The sequence below is a fragment of the Pseudomonas sp. PDM28 genome (genome assembly GCF_019219115.1).
GTDB classification, from domain to species: Bacteria; Pseudomonadota; Gammaproteobacteria; order Pseudomonadales; family Pseudomonadaceae; genus Aquipseudomonas; species Aquipseudomonas laurylsulfatiphila.
The window spans coordinates 37,966-55,544 of sequence record NZ_JAHUWG010000010.1 but is presented as its reverse complement, the minus strand read 5'-3'; the positions used below and the strand labels follow the sequence as shown (position 1 = coordinate 55,544).

The window sequence follows — 17,579 nt, the reverse complement described above, 5'->3', positions numbered from 1 at the left end:
AGATAAGCGCCACCTGCGATATAAAGTTGGTCACCCATTCCGCAGGGGAATGTCTTGCTGCAATCGCCAGTCCCGGAGAACCGTCATTAACCGTTATCTGCGTACCTTGCCCCCATTGGAGACCCTGATCACGTTCGAGGCCGTGGGACGACACGCCAGCTTCACGGGCGCCGCCGGCGAACTGTTTCTGACCCAGAGCGCCGTGAGCAAACAGATGCGCCAGCTTGAGGACTGCATGGGCGTCCCGCTGTTCGAGCGCAAGCCGAGAGGGGTCAAGTTGACCAGCGCAGGGGATGAACTGCTGATGACGGTCAACGTGCTCCTGACCACGATGTACCAAAGCGTCACGCGAATTCGCAACGTTCATCAGTCCAACGCTGTCTCGGTGCTGGCGACCCATGCCCTGGCCCAATTCTGGCTGTTCCCGAAACTGATCGAATTCAACAAGGCGTACCCCGACATCGCCGTGCACGTTCACGCGATGAATGAATTCGATGAGGCCAGCCTCAATGATTTCGACGTGGGCGTACTCTATGGTTCCGGCCAATGGCCCTCGCTGGACAGCGATTTCCTGCTGCCGGAAATCGTCTATGCCGTGGCTCATCCTTCACTGGATGTCTCGGGGGTTGAGTCGCTGGAACAATTGGCGCAAGCCAACCTGGTGCAAATCGACACCTGCGCCTGGCAGTGTCTGGACTGGCATCAATGGTTCGGCCACTTTGGTATCGACTTCGTCGCGCGGGACAAGGCCCCGGTCTTCAACCAACTGACGTTGGCGTATCGGGCCGTTCAACAAGGCATGGGCATCGGCCTGGCCTGGTCGTTCATGGCGGATGAGGCGCTGGCCAAGGGAGAATTGCAGCGGGTGACGCCTTTCGAATGCGTGACGGGCAATGGCGAGTTCCTGGTGTCGCTCAAGCATCGCAAGCGTTCTGCCTCCGCCGAGATATTTCGCCAGTGGCTACTGGGATCGATGGGTGACTGATGGCCAAGGGCAGATCAGCCCTTCGCCGTAAATCGGCGTCGGTCCTACAGACAGTACTGGCTGGTAGGCAGCACGTCGATCTTGTCGAAATCGATGAATCGGCTGCAGCTGTCCATCATCGTCGCCAGGTTGCGCTGGAATTTCGCCTCATCGCCCACTGCATTGAAAAAGGCCCGGGGATCGGTCATGGCAGCGGGTGGGAAACATTCCTCGACTATGGCATCGATCCTTGGCGCACCGTGCGACAGCGCCAGCACCACCAGGTTTTGCACGTATTGGAAGTTGTCCTGGGTGTCTACGGCCACCTCGGTGTGATGGTTGCGCCAGATGTCCAGCCAGGCTTCGTGCGTCAGGCGCGGAGGTCGGGTCAGCAGGGCCAACTGGGCGAACCCGTGAGTACGTTCACCGGGCGTTGAAGGGAAGCGAGTATTGGCGATGGCTACCGACTCGCATACCAGGTAGGCAGCCATGCGTGCCGTTGCGGCCGTGATGACGCTGTCGAAAGGACGACGAGCGGGCCCGTTGGCACTGTCCAGCCATAGCGACAGGCTGGCATCGGGCAGTGGTCGGTTGTTTTCCTGGCGCAGTCCGGCTGCGGGCTGCACATCGGCATCGGACAGGTTCAATTGCACACCACAGGCACCGAGTGCCAGCAATTGCCCGGCGACTTCACTGCGCAGGCGATGGCTGAAGGTATCAGGACTGACTTGAGCATCACGCCACAGCAGATAGATGACTTTTTCCATAGCTATCAAGCGCCTCGTTGTGATTGTTGGATGAAGCAACCGTGCAGACACGTGGGGAAAATACTGGCGTCATGGTTGATCAAACTCAGCCCTCGGTAATACCTCAAACAGACTATTCAACAAAAAAACAGGCGGGGAGATGCCGGCGCTTTGGGTTCGGGCTCACGCTCGACTGTCCGTTTCTGGCTGTGGAATCAACCGGCTGAGCAGCGACGCTGTCTCTCGCCCCCGAACCCAATGTTAGAATCTCGTTTTGAAAAAGGAGTTTCATCTGTGGAGGCTGGAAAAAAGAGTTGCCCCTATTGCGCTGAAGTCATCATGGCTGAAGCCATTTTATGTAAACACTGCCAATCCGACCTCAGGCAAAAAGTACGAATCCAGCCCGGGTGGCCAATACCGCCAGAAAAGAAAATTGGCCGGGTCGGCAAGATCATCGTCGGAATCACTGTCGCAATCACCTTGTACCTGGCAGTCGGCTTTTATGTCAGCAACACATCGCGAGACAAGCAAAGCATGCAGGCCCGTGATGCCGCCGAACAATGCCGCGAGGAAATAGACAGCTACTCCGGCCCGGCAGCCGGAAAAAGCATAATCGCAGATGTTTGTCGAAAGCTGGAGGACGATTTGCGCAAGGGTTTGTAACGGCATCCCGGGGGGAAACAGATAATGTAGGAGCTGCCGAAGGCTGCGATCTTTTGATTTTGATTTTGATTTTGCGATCTGGAGATTGCTGAAGATCAAGATCAAAAGATCGTCCGAACGCGGCCCGAGCCTTCGGCAGCTCCTACAGGGGAACGCATGCGCCACCCAACAACGAGGCCCCCTCGAGACACCGAACGTCAGGGGTGAGAGCCCTTGGTCACTTGGGGCTGTTCCAGGTAGCCCGCTATTGAGCGGGCTTTTTTGCCCTTGGCATCTGGCAGTCTGGATCAGACCATGCCGACAAATGACAGGATAAACAGGATGATCACGACGGCGCCAACCAGGTAGATAATATTGTTCATGACTTCACCGCTTCATTTGGGTTGAGAGAAGAAACAGGGGTGTCTAAACAGCTGACACCCTCGCTCACGTTTCCGTTCCGTTACCCTTGCAGCAGGAGCGATCCAGAGGCTTTCGGCTTGCCGGCGTGCACCGAGTGCGGGTGCCCGACGGAGCTGATCGCGACCGGGCATCGGGCTAAAGCCTGAAAAGCACGAACTCAATCGTCTGGCGGTATGGCTCAGTTTTTCTTCTTGATTAATTTGTTCATGTAGTACTTGAGGCTGAAACGATCTTTGGGCCTTGGTTTGTAGTGGGTTTTGTTTCTTTGCGCGGGATCGATCGCCAAGGTGCCGGCGGTATAGTAATAAAGCGCTATAGACCTGCGAGTAATGTGCTCTGGGGTCGTCAAAGGCTCCGGGTGCCCATGGTTGCTGTCTTTGTCTGTATTGAAAACGACGCAGCGATTATAAATGGGCAAGACCTTTTTAAGGCAGGTTTTCATGTTGACATCCCAAAGTTCCAGGTTGCCTCCATACTCCTCTTTCCAGTCTTCGTTCAGATAAATAATGATATTCAGCCTGCGCTCGACGTTAAGCTTTTTGTTGAGCCTGAAGTCCGAGTGCACCCCCAGGAAACCGCCACTTTTCGTTTCATGCAAGCCACCACCGGTAAAGTAGGGGTCAGGTATCAAGCCTTCGATGCCGGTCAACTTCTCAAGAAACTGCAACATGGGGGCCGAGTTGAAAGCATTGAAAACAGTCTTTAAAAACGGAGAGCATTCGTTGGGGCTGATTTGACGTTTTCGTTGCCCTTTATAGCCGCGCTCGTAGAGCATTTCGTTGTTGGTTGGCTCGACCGGGAAGTTCGAGCAAATGCTTGCAATCAGGTCTTCGTGCAAGAAGTTGTCGATGACGATGTGCGGAAATGGCGTAGCCTGAACATATTGGCTGGTCAATGACTCACCAAAGGCGCTGGCGTCTTTCTGGTCGAAATCAAGCTCCGGTGAGAGAGTGATGGGTAGTGCCTGAGTGATGACTGCCATTATTGCTCCGATAACTTGATATAACGACCTGTGGGTGACGGACTCATACGGGGCGGCGTAGCTTAAGCCTTGCCATCACCCTTGTTCAGGCGCTTAAGTATATTATTGTACATTTTGGTTCGTCTATGAGTCTTTCCATAGCCGCCAGCCGCTGCAACAGTCCCCGCCTGGATATGATCAAGATAGCTGAAGATTTTACGTGGCGATAAAGTTTCAACGACATAACCAAGCTGGGTCATTCGGTCTTGAAGGGTATATCCGGGAACGCGATCATCCATCGAGAAGTGCATGCCGTGCTGTTTGACGAGTTTGCAGTTCCACAATGTAAAGAAGCTCTTCAAGTAGACTTCTTTGTAGGGTTTTGGTTCTCTGGAGCGTAGTCCCATGGAGATTTTAAAGCGTCGATAGTGGTGTTTGAACAGTCGCGAGCTAAAGCGCCAAAGCGTTCTTGCGGTGCCGCGATTTAATTGCTCTACACACCCGATGGCTACGACTTTTTTATTGTTGATGCACTTGTTAAGTATCATCGGAAAAATATTTTTATCGAAAACAAACGTATCGGTATGCATCAGGATCAAATAATCGGTTTCGACTCGCTCCAGCACCATGTCGAGTGCCTTGCCGTGCGCGATATGGCCTGCTTCCGGTTCGGAAACGGATCGTTCGATCAAGTTGATCCAGTCCAGTGTTCGCAAGTATTCAGTGCTTTCATCGGCCGAGTAGTTGTCAACCACCCAGATTGGGACGTTGTGGCCACCCACGTGCTGGTGCAATAACTCTAAGCATATCTTGGTGATTTCCGGTGTCTTGTAATTCACGATGACGATGCTGAAGTTATTGGGGAATTCAGTCGGGGGGCTAGTGCTGTTCATTGTTCGGGTGCTCAATGATATTGTATTTATAGGTGGGGGCGATTGAGTCCGTATCCGGTTTCGCGTATTTGCCCGTGCAATGTTTTTCGTCTGTAAAGCTCAATTTTCAAGTCGCTTTGTCATGCACTAAATTTAGATGGCTTACTCGCGCCTGATGGAGAACAGTGAATGCGGGCCTCATCGTATAAGGATCCTGTCTATAGGTAAATATCCACGAAATAGTTCGTTACATCGGACGGCGGGTCAGATGAGTCCGCCCGGGGTGCTGTGGGGCTGGATTCAATCTCAAGGTAAATCGGAGCCGCGGTCCGGAAAATAAACCGCGGCGACCGATCAATCAGGCGGCAGGGAGCAGGCCTTTCTGTTTGGCGACATGGGTCGCCAGGGCGTCCATCAAGTCCGGGGACAGGCAGTCATAGGGTTCCAGGCCGATCGAGCGCAAGCGCTCGCGGATTGCCTTCATTTGCGCTGGCGGTGTGCCGGTTTCGATGATGGAGGACACGAACGCCGCGAATCCCGGCGCTGCCCATCCGCTCTGTGGCGAAAGCTCGGTGTGGACGAAGTCCAGGCCATAAAACGCATGGTCCTTGTTCTCGATGCGCCCGAAGAGGTGGGCGTGACACTGCTTGCAGGCGTGGCGCTGGATGGTGGCGGCTGCGTCGACAATCGCCAGTTTTTCGCCGTGGGCAATGACGCTGACCTTATCTCGAGGCACCACGGCGATGACGGCAAATATCGCGTTTTGTGGTTTCCAGCATTTGCTGCAGCCGCACGCGTGGTTATGCAGGGTTTGCGCGTCGATCCTGACTTCGACCTTGTCGGTCGCACACAGGCATTGCAGGGTGCCACCGGTGAAATTCGCGGCGGCGGGTTGGATGCCATTGTCCAGTGCGGGGTGAAGTTGCAAGGTGCTCATGCTGGCGTCTCCGTTTCAGGGGGCAGGCAAAGGTGCCTGGGGCCGCGCCCCAGACCGTTGGATCAGCGGATTTTGAAAAGGACACAGTGCATAAACGAGAGACCTCCTTCGGTGCGACCGGTTGGTAACCCAGATCAAGAATAGCCTGCGATGACGCCTTGAGCGCGGCCAGGGTTACCTCACCGCAGCCGCAAGGTTTCAAACAGCGCGCGGTCTTCTTTTTTTGCCGAACGCGCATGGCGCCGAATGACCTGCAACAGGCATTCGGTGAAGCAGACCGCCGGGTTGCTCAGTGCGCCATTGCGGCGTGTCACGATGCTCAGCTGCCGGGGCTCGAACTGCTCGGCCAACCCCAGGGATACCAGGCGCCCCAGAAATGGCGGGGCTGTGCTCACGATCGAAGGCCCCCAGGTGCACATGTCGGCCCGCTCGACCATCATCTGCAAAATGGCCAGTGAATGAGCACGCACGATTCGATTTTCGTCAATCTGCGCGCCGTGCTTCCAGAACAGTTCCTGCATCAGCCCATCGTGCCCGTCCGGCGCGTAGTTCAGGGTCCAGTTTTCTTCCAGTAACTCGTGGATCGATCGCGCATGCTGTCGGGCGTGTCCCTCGCGGACCAGCACCGAGGTCTGGTAATCGAGCAAGGTTTCGCTGGCGAATTCCTGGGTCGATTGGGTGGGATGGAGTTGGCCAATCGCGAAGTCCATGCTGCCGTCGCGCAGCAGCGGTTGGGCAACGGCCATCAGGCTTTCGAACAGTTCCAGCCTGATTTGTGGCATACGCTCGCGAAAAACCGACACGACTTCGGGCAGGAAGGTCAGGGCGACCCATGGGGTGATCCCGACGCAGAGCCGGCCCTGGGCCTTCCCACGCATGTGATCAAGCTCGGTCTGTGCGTGCTCCAGTTGCTTGATCACCAGCCGGGCATGAGTCAGCAGCACTTTGCCGTATTCGGTGAAGTTCAGACCGCTGGCGGTTCGGGTAAACAGCGGTAGCTGCTGGCTGGTTTCCAGCTCGCGCAGCGCTTTGGTCACCGCAGCCTGGGAAATCTCCAGCGAACGTGCGGCCGCGCGGATGCTGCCGGTTTCGGCGCTGGCAATCAGCGCCTGTAATTGATGCAGTTTCATCTGCTCACCCTGGTGACAACTCATGGTTGTCATCATAACCAAACTGCGGCTCCCCAGCCCAGCGCCAGTTCCCTAAGATCGAGCCCAACAGCGCTTTCGCTGCCGCACAGCCCTCGAAGGAGAACACTGATGAATGCCGGTTTGGTCCTGCCTGGTATTGCCGCGATGCAAGATGAAATGATCGCGATACGTCACAGCATTCACGCGCACCCTGAGCTGGGTTTTGAAGAATTCGCCACCAGTGAGCGGGTTGCCGCGTGTCTGACTCAGTGGGGCTTTGAGGTCAGCACCGGGGTGGGCAAGACCGGGGTCGTTGCCACCCTGAAAAATGGCGAGGGTCGGTCCATTGGCTTGCGCGCCGACATGGATGCGTTGCCGATCCAGGAAACCTCCGGTTTGCCTTATGCCAGCCGGATAGACGGTGTCATGCATGCCTGCGGTCACGACGGTCATACCGCCATCCTGCTGGCGGCGGGTCAGTATCTGGCGCGGACACGGGCATTCAACGGCACCGTGCACCTGATTTTCCAACCGGCGGAAGAGGGACTGGGTGGTGCCAGGAAAATGCTGGAGGAAGGGCTGCTCGAACGGTTTCCGTGTGACGCGATCTTCGCCATGCATAACGTGCCGGGTTATCCCGTCGGGCATTTGGGTTTTTACAGCGGACCGTTCATGGCGTCTGCCGACACGGTGAACATCAAGATCATCGGCAACGGCGGCCATGGCGCGGTGCCGCACAAAGCCGTCGACCCGGTGGTGGTCGGCGCCTCGATCGTGATGGCCCTGCAAAGCATCGTCTCGCGCAACGTCAACCCGCAGGAGATGGCGATCATCACCGTGGGCTCCCTGCAGGCCGGGAGCGCCTCGAACGTCATCCCGTCCAGCGCCGACTTGAGCCTGAGCGTACGCGCCCTGACCCCCGAGGTTCGCCGTTTGCTGGAGGTCAGGATCACCGATTTGGTCAAGGGCCAGGCCGAGAGTTTCGGCGCCCGGGTCCACATCGATTACCAGCATTGCCATCCGGTGTTGATCAACGATCCCGAACAGACGGCATTTGCCCATGAAGTCGCCCGCGAGTGGCTGGGAGATGAACACCTGATCGAAGACTTGCGGCCATTCACCGCCAGCGAGGACTTTGCCTTTGTCCTGGAAAAGTGCCCCGGCAGCTATCTGGTGATCGGCAACGGCGAGGGCGAAGGCGGGTGCCTGCTGCACAACCCCGGCTACGACTTCAATGACGGCTGCCTGCCGGTAGGCGCGAGCTATTGGGTCAAGTTGGTCGAACGTTTTCTGAGTTGAGACGGCGCATTTTCACCCGTTGTGCCGGTAAAAAATCTACGGTCTGAGAGGAATAAAAATGAACAAGATGATTGCAGCCGTTTCCCTGGTGTTCCTGACGGCCTCGAGCCTGGCGGTGGCGGCCGACTGGTCCGGCAAAGTGTTGAAGCTGGGAGTGGACCCGACGTACCCACCGCTGGAATACAAGAACCAGGATGGCACGCTGACCGGCTTCGGGGTCGATATCGCCGAAGCATTGTGCGCCGAACTGAAAGCCCGCTGCGTCTGGGTGGAAAGCAGTTGGGACGGGATGATCCCGGCACTGCTGGCGCGCAAGTTCGATGCGGTGGCGTCTTCGATGACCATCACCCCCAAACGCCTTGAGCAGATCGCGTTTACCGACAAGGTGTCCAATGCACCGGCACGCCTGGTGGCCAAACGTGGATCGGGATTGCAGCCGACCCTCGAATCGCTCAAGGGCAAGCGCATTGGTGTGGAGCAGGGCTCGACCCAGGAGTCCTATGCCAAAGCGGTTTGGGGTTCCAAGGGCGTGGACATTCTTTCCTATCAGAATCAGGACCAGGTGTACGCCGACCTGGTAGTGGGGCGACTTGACGCCTCGTTGCAGGGTGCCATTCAAGCCAGTTACGGCTTCCTGAAAACAGCGGCGGGCCAGGACTATGAATTTGCCGGTGCCACCCTGGAGGACCCGGGCTTCTTCGGCGTCGGCGATGGCCTTGGTCTGCGCAAGGAAGATGTCACGTTGCGCGAAGACTTGAACAAAGCCCTGGCCACCATTCTCGCCAACGGTACTTACGCGCGGATCAACGACAAGTACTTCGATTTCGATGTCTACGGCGCTAGGTAAACCGTCGTCGTGACCTTGAGCAGGGCGCTCGTTCGAGCGCTCTATTGCCCCCTTCACCTCACCCTAACAAGAACAAGGAGAGTGAGATGCTTCTGGAAGGTTTTGGCCCGCAGATCCTGCTGGGCACCCTGGCTACCGTCAAACTGGCGCTTTGTTCATTGCTGATCTCCGTCCTGGCCGGGCTGATTGGCGCCAGTTCCAAGTTGTCGTCCAATCGATTGTTGCGCGCACTGGCTGCGGGGTATACGACCGTGATCCGCAGCATGCCGGACCTGGTGATCATGTTGCTGCTGTTCTTCAGCCTGCAGATGTTGCTGAACCGGATCACCGATTGGCTGGGCATCACGCAGATTGACATCGACCCGTTTCTGGCCGGTGTCGTGACGCTGGCGTTCATTTACGGGGCCTACTTTACCGAGACGTTTCGCGGCGCCTTCCAGGCCGTCCCGGCGGGGCAGATCGAAGCGGCGAGGGCTTACGGCATGACCCGTGGGCAAACCTTTCGCAAGGTCCTCTTTCCACAAATGTTGCGTCACGCCTTGCCGGGCATCGGCAACAACTGGCAGGTGCTGATCAAGTCGACGGCCCTGGTGTCGATCATCGGCCTGACCGACGTGGTCAAGGCCACGCAGGATGCGGGCAAGGGCTCGATGCAGTTCTTTTACTTCACCCTGGTCGGCGGCCTGATTTATCTCGCCATTACCACGGTCTCCAATGGCGTGTTGCTGTGGCTTGAGCGCCGCTACTCGGTCGGCGTCAGGAAGGCTGCGCTATGACCGCCATTCTCGAAAACTACTGGCAGGCTTACCTGTGGAGTGACGGGCCGCACTTTTCCGGGCTGGTGGTCACCTTGTGGCTGCTGATTCTGGCGGTGGCGATGGGCTTTTTGCTGGCGGTGCCGTTGTCGATGGCCCGCGTCAGCCGCAACCCGCTGCTGCGCCTGCCGGTCTGGTGTTACACCTACGTGTTTCGTGGCACGCCGTTGTACATCCAGCTGCTGTTCTTCTACACCGGGGTGTACAGCCTGCATGTGGTGCGGTCCCAGGACTTTCTCAACGCGTTTTTCCGTGACGGCTTCAACTGCACGGTGCTGGCGTTCGGGCTCAATACCTGCGCCTACATGACCGAGATTTTTGCCGGCGCTATCAGGGCGACGGTCCACGGTGAAGTCGAGGCCGCCAGTGCCTACGGAATGAGCCGGTTCACGCTTTATCGGCGGATTATCCTGCCGTCGGCGTTGCGCCGCGCGCTGCCGTTTTTCAGCAATGAAGTGATCCTGATGCTGCATTCCACTTCGGTGGCCTTTACCGCCACCGTGCCCGATTTGCTGAAGATCGCCCGGGATGTCAACTCGGCGACCTATGCATCCTTCACTGCCTTTGGCATTGCCGGCGTGTTGTACGCCGCCTGTGCTTTTTTCCTGATCTGGCTGTTTCGACGTGGCGAACTGCATTGGCTGGCCTACCTCAAACCGCGCACGCACTGACCCCTATCGGACTTGCTCGAATGTATAAATTGATCGTTGAAGATATCCATAAAAACTACGGCAACCATGAAGTGCTGAAAGGGGTTTCGCTCAGGGCCAGGGCGGGTGATGTGATCAGCATCATCGGCTCCTCCGGGTCCGGGAAAAGTACCTTCCTGCGTTGTATCAACCATCTTGAACAACCGTCGGCCGGGCGCATTGTCGTCAACGACGAAGAGTTGCTCACCCGCAGAAACTCGAGGGGCGACCAGTGTGTGGTTGACCCCGGGCAGCTGCGGAGCCTGCGCAGCCGGTTGTCGATGGTGTTCCAGCACTTCAATTTGTGGAGCCACATGACCGTGCTGGAAAACATCATTGAGTGCCCGATGAGCGTGCTCGGTATCAGCAGGGCGCAGGCACTGGAGCGGGCGCGCCATTACCTTGCCAAGGTGGGGCTGCCACAAAAAGTCGAGCTCCAGTACCCGGTGCATTTATCCGGCGGCCAGCAACAACGGGTGGCCATTGCCCGTGCGCTGGCCATGGAGCCTGAGGTGATGCTGTTCGACGAACCGACCTCGGCCCTTGACCCTGAACTGGTGGGTGAGGTGCTCAAGGTCATGCAGCAACTGGCCGAAGAGGGCAGGACGATGGTGGTCGTCACTCACGAAATGGCGTTTGCCAGGCAGGTGTCGAACCACGTCATGTTTCTGCATCAGGGGCGGGTGGAAGAGTCAGGAGCGCCAGGCACGCTGCTGGAACAGCCGCAAAGCGAGCGGTTGCAGCAGTTCCTGGCCGGGAGTCTCAAGTAGCTGCCCGTTAATCTGCGAAAGAAAGGCACCGGCGTTCAATGGCGGGTGCCCAGGGGAGACAGACTTCACAACGGGATTTCTGACTGCAGTGCCGAGAGAGTATTTCGACTTTCCAGGCGTGAAGGATAATTTCGAGTACTAACGTCAGCACAGCATCCGACTGGCTGCTTTTGGCCGATTCTGTTGAAAAAGTCGGATTTTCAGCTGACCTGAACTCAGGCACGACCATCGCCTAAGAACCGACTCACCACATTGAGTGGTTTCTCGGCCCTTCGTTGACCGTTGCTGCTCAGTTAGTGGGTTAATTTGGGGTTTTTTTGCTGAGTGCAGGCGCACCTATCCCGTGGCAGGTGGCCCTTGAGATGTAAATCTAGCCAGCCGTCGCAGGTTCTGTACCGCAGCGGCCAGCGTGAATTCATCAGTCGCGCCACTCATGCCACGTAGTCTCAGGCGATCCAATTTCAGGATGCGCTTGAGGTGGGCAAACAACATTTCGACCTTTTTACGTTCGTGGCGAGAGCGCACGTACGCAGGTGTCGCTGCGATTCGCCGAGCCACATCGCGCGCGGCTTCATGCACGCTGCGAGCGATGTTGCGGAACGCAGTGTTCGGGCAGCACTTGGCTTTCATCGGACAGGCAACGCAGTCGGTCTGCCGGGATCGGAAGATGATGGTGTTGGCTTTGGTGACGTGCGAGCGCTCGTTCTTGAAGGCTCGCCATTCGCTACGTAATGCATTGCCGGCGGGACAGCGGTATTCCTCAGCCTCTTCATTCCAGTGGAAATCGTTGCTCGAAAAACTGTCGTTCTTGCGCTCGGTTTTGTCCCATACCGGCACATGCGGCTCGATGTCTTTTTCCTCCACCATCCAGGCCAGCATCGGTGCGGTACCGTAAGCGGTGTCGCCAATGAGGCGTTCCGGCTTGATGTCGAACTGCGCTTCGACCCGATCGATCATCGTCTTGGTGCTCTCGACTTCTGCGGTTCGATGAGCCGGTGTGGGTTCCACATCCATGATCACGCCGTGCTCGGTATCGATCAGATAATTCGTGGAGTAAGCGTAGAACGCTGGGCCACCTGGTGCTGCGGTCCAGCGGGCTTGAGGATCAGTCAGCGATAGGCGCTTCGGTAGCGTTTCGGCCAGAGCCTCTTCATCGAGTGCCTCAAGATACTCACGCACGGCGCGGGTACTCAGGGTCGGATCGCTCCAGTTGACCGGTTCATCACCCGGTACACCGCGCTGCCGGCTGGCATCCGCTTTGATGATGCTGGCGTCCACGGCAAAGCCTTCACCTTTGACCAAGCCTGCGTCCATGCAACGACGCAGCACTTCATTGAACAACCAGCGAAACAGATCACTGTCCCGAAAGCGGCCGTGTCGGTTCTTGGAAAAGGTCGAGTGATTAGGGACTTCATCTTCAAGGCTCAACCGGCAGAACCAGCGATACGCCAGGTTCAAATGGGCCTCTTCGCACAACCGCCGTTCGGAGCGAATGCCGTAGCAATAGCCCACGATCAGCATGCGAATCATCAGTTCAGGATCAACCGACGGACGCCCGATCGGGCTATAAAAATCGGCGAGGTAATGGCGTAAGTCGCTCAGATCGAGGCACTGATCAATGCTGCGCAGAAGGTGATTGGCTGGGATGTGATCTTCAAGGTTGAAGGAGTAAAACAGTCGCTCCTGCCCACTCGATAGCTGTCCCATCATGCTGTGTGATCCCCCGCCGACCAATGAAGCAATTTTGCCGCAGGCCAAACAGGGGAGCTACTTTTTCAACAGAATCGGCCGAAACCGGCCATGCCTGCCGCCCCATTCTCATGCATCCACTAGAGCCTCTGCGTCACTCGGCACTTGGGAAACGCCGAACAGCCCCAGAACCGTTTCCCCGCATTCGGGCCGGACTTCACGGTGCGAATGAGTAATGCACTGCCGCATTTTGGGCACTTGCGCTCGGCTGTTGGATCATTGCGGCGCATGAGGTTTTGCACATGTTCACGGTGGGTGGCCAGACCTGGCGGGCGCCGGCCGCTTCGCAGAGCTTGCACAAGCGCTTCAACTTCAGCCTCAGTGAATACCGGCTGCTTGAATGACTTTATGTAACGAATGAAGCCACTACCCTGGGTGACATTGGCGGGCATCTCGGATTTGAAGGTGCTTGCGCCAACAAAAGTGACAACCGAGTGCAGATGTTCCGGTTCTATGCCGAGAGTGGTCTGCAGAGCCTTGAGATGTTTGTAGTTCTGCCGCAGTGGGTTCTGGAACGTGTATGTATTTTTATATAACTTCTGTGTCCACTGCGATTGCCTTTCGCTACCGAATATCCAGCCACTTTTGTTCTTGGTCTCCACAACGAAGATGCCGTAGGGAGACAGGAATACATGGTCAATTTGGGTGGTGCCATCGATCGTATTCAGCGTGATGTTGTGCATGCGACGGTAAGTCCGCTTGTCCAGCCGGCATCTGGCAACCAGCCGTACCAGGAGCTCGCCCAAGTGACCTTTGGCCCAGCGTGATTGCAGTAGACCGATTAGCAGCAAAGGCGGGATAAACCAGCGAAGAGCATCCCAAACCTGCATGAAACTATGAGTGAAGTCCATTCCGCTGCCTCAATGTGTAGCCGAATCGAGCATCAATGGACCATAGCGCGACACGAGAGTTTGTCCATTTCGAATTTACTCTCGAAAATTTGTGATTCGACCCTGCATTTGTAGGCGCACAGAGTGGCTGCTTCTGGCCGTTTTCTGCCCGTCGCAAGAGGCAGAAAACCACTGTGGATTCAACCCATGGCTGTCAGTGACGGCCCGGATCTGCAAGGCAAATCCACAACGCAATCACTTCTTCGCAGGTTTACCGCTGGCTGGAATGTGCAAGTACGACATCACGCTTTCAGTCAGTTCGGTGGCCAGTTTGACCGCTTCCTTATTGCGCGCCATCACGCCGGCGACCAGGCCTTCGATCAGGGCCAGCACGGCGATGTTGGAGCTGGTCAGCACCGGGTGGTCGCAAGGGGCAAACAGCGTGTGCTCGGCAATGCCGGTGAGCGGCGAGGCGGGTGAGTCGGTGATTGCCAGCACCGATGCGCCGCGTTCGTTGGCGAAGCGTGCCAGTTGCAGGGTGTCGAGGGAGTAGCGGGGCAGGGAGATTGCCAGCAACACGTCCTGATCGGTGATCGCGGCCAGGCGGTAGGCGGCATTTTCGTTGCCACCCTCCATGCTGATGGCCGTGGCGTCGGCACAGAAGGGCATCAGGGTCGACGCGGCGAGGCCGGCGAAGTAGACACTGTTGCCGAAGCCCAGGATGTAGATTTTGCGTGCCGTGGTCAGGCGAGTGACGAAGGCTTCAAAGGTGTCGGCGTGGTTGTTGGTCACCGCCGTGGCCAGGTTGCTGCTGGCGCTCTGCAGTTGTTCATGCAGGCCAAACGCGCCGCCCGGGCGATGGGCCAGTTCGTTGCGCAGTTTGTCCACCGGCGACACCATCTGCTGCAAGGTGGCGACCAGCTCGGCCTTCATGCCGCTGTAGCCACCGAGGTCCAGCGCTTTGGCCAGGCGGTTGACGGCGGCGGGTGAGGTCAGTGTTTCGTGAGCCATCTCCTCGATGGTCAGCGTCGCGGCCTTGAGCGGGTGACGCAGGATGAAGTCCGCCACCTTGCGCAGTGACGGTGGCAGTTCGGAAACGATTTCCGTCAGTTTGCGCATGACCGGCGCGGCATAGACGGTGGTGTCTTTCGATGGGGTTGGCATATCCGGCTCAACGTTTCCTGAAGGTGAGAGAAGGGCTGTGCCTGATGCCCTGACAAGGTTGGCCGGAGTGTATCCCAAGCCTGCCTGGTCAGGGCAGCGCCGAGCAGTGGACGGGTGGGTGGCGGTCCTACTTCAGGCTCCCGGCCAGAAACTGCCGCAGGCGTTCGGACTGCGGGTTGACCAGCACCTCACGCGGGTCGCCGCGCTCTTCGACAACGCCCTTGTGCAGGAACACCAGTTGGTTGGAAACCTCGCGGGCAAAACCCATTTCGTGGGTCACCACCACCATGGTGCGGCCTTCCTGTGCCAGGTCCTGCATGACTTTGAGCACTTCACCGACCAGTTCGGGGTCGAGGGCCGACGTCGGCTCATCGAACAGCATCACTTGCGGTTCCATCGCCAGGGCGCGGGCAATCGCCACGCGCTGCTGCTCGCCACCGGACATGTGCGCCGGCCAGGCGTGCATGCGGTGCGCCACACCGACTTTGTCCAGGTAGTGCTCGGCCTTTTCCCGTGCCTCTTTCTTGCCTTGGCCCAGCACATGCACCGGGGCTTCCATGACGTTTTCCAGAGCGCTCATGTGCGACCAGAGGTTGAAGTGTTGAAACACCATCGACAGCTGCGAACGCATGCGCTGCAACTGCCTGGGTTCGGCCGCTTTCAGCCCGCCAGACTTGTTGGCCACCAGCTTGAGCGGTTCGCCATTGAGCACGATGTTGCCCGCATTGGGTTGCTCCAGCAGGTTGATGCAGCGCAGGAAGGTACTCTTGCCGGAGCCGCTGGAGCCGATGATGCTGATCACGTCGCCGGCCTGCGCTTGCAGGGACACGCCCTTGAGTACCTGGTGGGCGCCGTAGCTTTTGTGCAGGTCCTGAACTTCAAGTTTGTACATGGTTTGAACTCTCTGGAATCAGTCGCTGAGCAAGCGACCCTGGCGAATGGGGGTAATGCCTGCCACTTTGGCCAGCCACAATCCAGGCTGGGCAAAACGCAGGCGTTCGCGGGCATAGAGAATGCCGTCGGTGCTGGCGCTTACCACGCTATGGCGGTCGGTCAGCGGGTCGATGACTTCGAACAGCGGATCGCCGACCTTGACCTGGGCACCCAGCGGTTGCAGAAAGCTCACTACACCGGGATGGGGCGCACAGGCGTACTGGGCGCCGGCGAATGGCATGGCCTGGCAACGGCTCGGCGGTGCCGCTGGCCAGTCACCGCTGATCAGGCCCTGTTCGGCGAGATAGCCGAGAATGGCCTGGGCACTGTCGACGCATTGCTCGCGCCCGGTGTCGGCCATGCCGCGCAGTTCGATGGTGGTGGCCGCGCATGCCAGGGGAATATTGGCTTCGGGAAACCGCTCGGCCAGGCGCAGCCAGGCAATGGCGCAGGCTTCGTCGAAGGCGCTGCCGCCGGCATCTTCGGCCAGCAACGTGACTTGCGCGCCGAGGCGTGCGGCCAGGGACTGCAAGCGTGGCCAGTGTTGCGGCATCGCGTACAGCAACATGATCGATTCGAAGTCGCAGTGCAGGTCCAGCACCACATCGGCGTCACAGGCATGCTGCAGCAACAGGCGGCGCAGGCCGTCGAGTTCCGAGGCCGCTGCCGGCAGGGCGGCGAGGGCATCGCCCATGGCGCGGCGGATCAGGGCGATGTTGGCGTCGGCATCGTCTGTCAATTTGCCTTCCAGCAGCGGTGCAACGGCATCGACCAATTCCGGGAAGTCGCGATTGAAGTTCTTGCCGCTGGAGAATTCAAAACGCCCCTGATGGGTGGCCTGGAACATCTGGGCGATACCGATCGGGTTGGCCATGGGCACCAACTCGATCACCCCGGTCAGGCGGCCTTGAGTTTCCAGTTCCAGCAGACGGCGCTTGAGTTCGACGGCGACGCGCATCCCCGGCAACTCGTCGGCATGCAATGACGCCTGGATGTAGGCTTTGCGTGGTCCACTGCCAAAGCGGAACAGCGACAGCGTGCGTTCGGTGCCCGAGGCACTCCACGGCAACAGGTATTGAATGTGCTCCATGTCAGCTCCTTAGTGCTTGCGCGGTGCCTGGTACGCCAGCCAGCGGCGCTCGGCCAGCTTGAACAGACGCACCAGAATGAAGGTCAAGGCGAGGTAGATGAGGCCGGCGGTGATAAACGCCTCGAACGGCAGATAGAACCGTGAGCTGACAGTCCGCGCGGCCCCGGTGATGTCGACGAGGGTGACGATGGAGGCCAGGCTGGTGGTTTGCAGCATCATCAGCACTTCGTTGCTGTACTGCGGCAATGCCCGGCGCAAGGCCGACGGCATGAGAATGCGCCGGTACAGGGTCAGGCGGGACATGCCCATGGCCCTGGCGGCTTCGATCTCGCCATGGTTGGTGGATTTCAGGCTGCCGGCCAGCAGCTCTGCGCTGTAGGCGCTGGTGTTGATCGCGAAGGCCAGGCAGGCGCAAAAGGTGGCGCTGGAGAGGTAGGGCCAGAGCACGCTTTGGCGCACCGCTTCGAACTGCGCCAGGCCGTAATAGATCAGGAACAACTGCACCAGCATCGGCGTGCCGCGAATCACGTAGGTGTAGAGCCAGGCCGGGAAGTTGATCAGCGGCGATCGCGAGACCCGCATCAGCGCCAGCGGAATCGCCAATACCAGGCCCAGGGCCAGGGAAATCAGCAGGACTTTGAGGGTCAACACGGCGCCGTTGAAGTACAGCGGCAGGTTTTCCCAGATCAGGTTGTAGTCGAGAATCATGGGTGGCTCC

At 58.1% G+C, this 17,579-nt stretch carries 18 protein-coding genes; 7 read left to right on the top strand and 11 right to left on the bottom strand.

Annotation, left to right across the window (positions count from 1 at the left end):
• Positions 1 to 49 precede the first annotated feature (49 nt).
• On the top strand, positions 50 to 985 hold the full coding sequence (locus KW841_RS22370) for a LysR substrate-binding domain-containing protein (protein ID WP_218479795.1): 936 nt from the start codon (positions 50 to 52) through the stop codon (positions 983 to 985).
• Positions 986 to 1,029: 44 nt separating this feature from the next.
• On the opposite strand, the gene KW841_RS22365 is transcribed toward KW841_RS22370, so the two are convergent.
• Positions 1,030 to 1,731 (bottom strand): EthD domain-containing protein, encoded by a 702-nt coding sequence (locus tag KW841_RS22365; RefSeq protein ID WP_218479794.1) that lies wholly within the window; start codon positions 1,729 to 1,731, stop codon positions 1,030 to 1,032.
• 318 nt (positions 1,732 to 2,049) lie between these two features.
• Here KW841_RS22365 and KW841_RS22360 point away from each other — a divergent pair, with 318 nt between their 5' ends.
• Complete coding sequence (locus KW841_RS22360; protein ID WP_256357921.1) at positions 2,050 to 2,373, top strand: hypothetical protein; 324 nt, start codon at positions 2,050 to 2,052, stop codon at positions 2,371 to 2,373.
• Positions 2,374 to 2,953: 580 nt separating this feature from the next.
• Here the strand turns inward: KW841_RS22360 and KW841_RS22355 are convergent.
• From KW841_RS22355 to KW841_RS22340, 4 genes are all read right to left on the bottom strand, one after another.
• A complete protein-coding gene (locus tag KW841_RS22355; protein WP_218479792.1) occupies positions 2,954 to 3,757 on the bottom strand; it encodes a 2OG-Fe(II) oxygenase in 804 nt (267 codons plus the stop codon).
• A gap of 62 nt (positions 3,758 to 3,819) precedes the next feature.
• Positions 3,820 to 4,629 carry a glycosyltransferase family 2 protein gene (locus KW841_RS22350; RefSeq protein ID WP_218479791.1) on the bottom strand — a complete coding sequence of 270 codons (810 nt, stop codon included), beginning with the start codon at positions 4,627 to 4,629 and terminating at the stop codon, positions 3,820 to 3,822.
• A 337-nt stretch (positions 4,630 to 4,966) separates the two neighbouring features.
• Complete coding sequence (gfa, locus tag KW841_RS22345) at positions 4,967 to 5,545, bottom strand: S-(hydroxymethyl)glutathione synthase (RefSeq protein ID WP_218479790.1); 579 nt, start codon at positions 5,543 to 5,545, stop codon at positions 4,967 to 4,969.
• Between the two features lie 179 nt (positions 5,546 to 5,724).
• Entirely contained in the window at positions 5,725 to 6,675 is a 951-nt protein-coding gene (locus tag KW841_RS22340; protein ID WP_218479789.1) for a LysR substrate-binding domain-containing protein, read from the bottom strand.
• Positions 6,676 to 6,804: 129 nt separating this feature from the next.
• Between KW841_RS22340 and KW841_RS22335 the strand changes: the two genes are divergently transcribed.
• From KW841_RS22335 to KW841_RS22315, 5 genes are all read left to right on the top strand, one after another.
• Entirely contained in the window at positions 6,805 to 7,974 is a 1,170-nt protein-coding gene (locus KW841_RS22335; protein WP_218479788.1) for a M20 aminoacylase family protein, read from the top strand.
• A gap of 67 nt (positions 7,975 to 8,041) precedes the next feature.
• Entirely contained in the window at positions 8,042 to 8,821 is a 780-nt protein-coding gene (locus tag KW841_RS22330; RefSeq protein ID WP_371319533.1) for an ABC transporter substrate-binding protein, read from the top strand.
• Positions 8,822 to 8,907: 86 nt separating this feature from the next.
• Entirely contained in the window at positions 8,908 to 9,597 is a 690-nt protein-coding gene (locus tag KW841_RS22325) for an ABC transporter permease (protein ID WP_218479786.1), read from the top strand.
• A complete protein-coding gene (locus tag KW841_RS22320) occupies positions 9,594 to 10,307 on the top strand; it encodes an ABC transporter permease (RefSeq protein WP_218479785.1) in 714 nt (237 codons plus the stop codon). The genes KW841_RS22325 and KW841_RS22320 overlap by 4 nt, the downstream gene beginning before the upstream one ends.
• A gap of 20 nt (positions 10,308 to 10,327) precedes the next feature.
• Positions 10,328 to 11,095: an ABC transporter ATP-binding protein gene (locus KW841_RS22315; RefSeq protein WP_218479784.1), complete on the top strand. Its 768-nt coding sequence runs from the start codon at positions 10,328 to 10,330 to the stop codon at positions 11,093 to 11,095.
• Positions 11,096 to 11,431: 336 nt separating this feature from the next.
• On the opposite strand, the gene KW841_RS22310 is transcribed toward KW841_RS22315, so the two are convergent.
• From KW841_RS22310 to KW841_RS22285, 6 genes are all read right to left on the bottom strand, one after another.
• Positions 11,432 to 12,805 carry a transposase gene (locus KW841_RS22310; protein WP_218479783.1) on the bottom strand — a complete coding sequence of 458 codons (1,374 nt, stop codon included), beginning with the start codon at positions 12,803 to 12,805 and terminating at the stop codon, positions 11,432 to 11,434.
• Positions 12,806 to 12,924: 119 nt separating this feature from the next.
• Positions 12,925 to 13,695, bottom strand: coding sequence for a nuclease-related domain-containing protein (locus KW841_RS22305; RefSeq protein ID WP_218479782.1), 771 nt, complete (start codon positions 13,693 to 13,695; stop codon positions 12,925 to 12,927).
• A gap of 234 nt (positions 13,696 to 13,929) precedes the next feature.
• On the bottom strand, positions 13,930 to 14,838 hold the full coding sequence (locus KW841_RS22300) for a MurR/RpiR family transcriptional regulator (protein WP_218479781.1): 909 nt from the start codon (positions 14,836 to 14,838) through the stop codon (positions 13,930 to 13,932).
• Positions 14,839 to 14,965: 127 nt separating this feature from the next.
• On the bottom strand, positions 14,966 to 15,730 hold the full coding sequence (locus tag KW841_RS22295) for an ABC transporter ATP-binding protein (protein WP_218479780.1): 765 nt from the start codon (positions 15,728 to 15,730) through the stop codon (positions 14,966 to 14,968).
• Positions 15,731 to 15,748: 18 nt separating this feature from the next.
• Positions 15,749 to 16,861 carry a succinylglutamate desuccinylase/aspartoacylase family protein gene (locus tag KW841_RS22290; RefSeq protein WP_218479779.1) on the bottom strand — a complete coding sequence of 371 codons (1,113 nt, stop codon included), beginning with the start codon at positions 16,859 to 16,861 and terminating at the stop codon, positions 15,749 to 15,751.
• Between the two features lie 9 nt (positions 16,862 to 16,870).
• The gene (locus tag KW841_RS22285) at positions 16,871 to 17,569 is read right to left on the bottom strand and encodes an ABC transporter permease (protein WP_218479778.1); all 699 of its coding nucleotides are present in this window, start codon (positions 17,567 to 17,569) and stop codon (positions 16,871 to 16,873) included.
• Between the last annotated feature and the right edge of the window lie 10 nt (positions 17,570 to 17,579).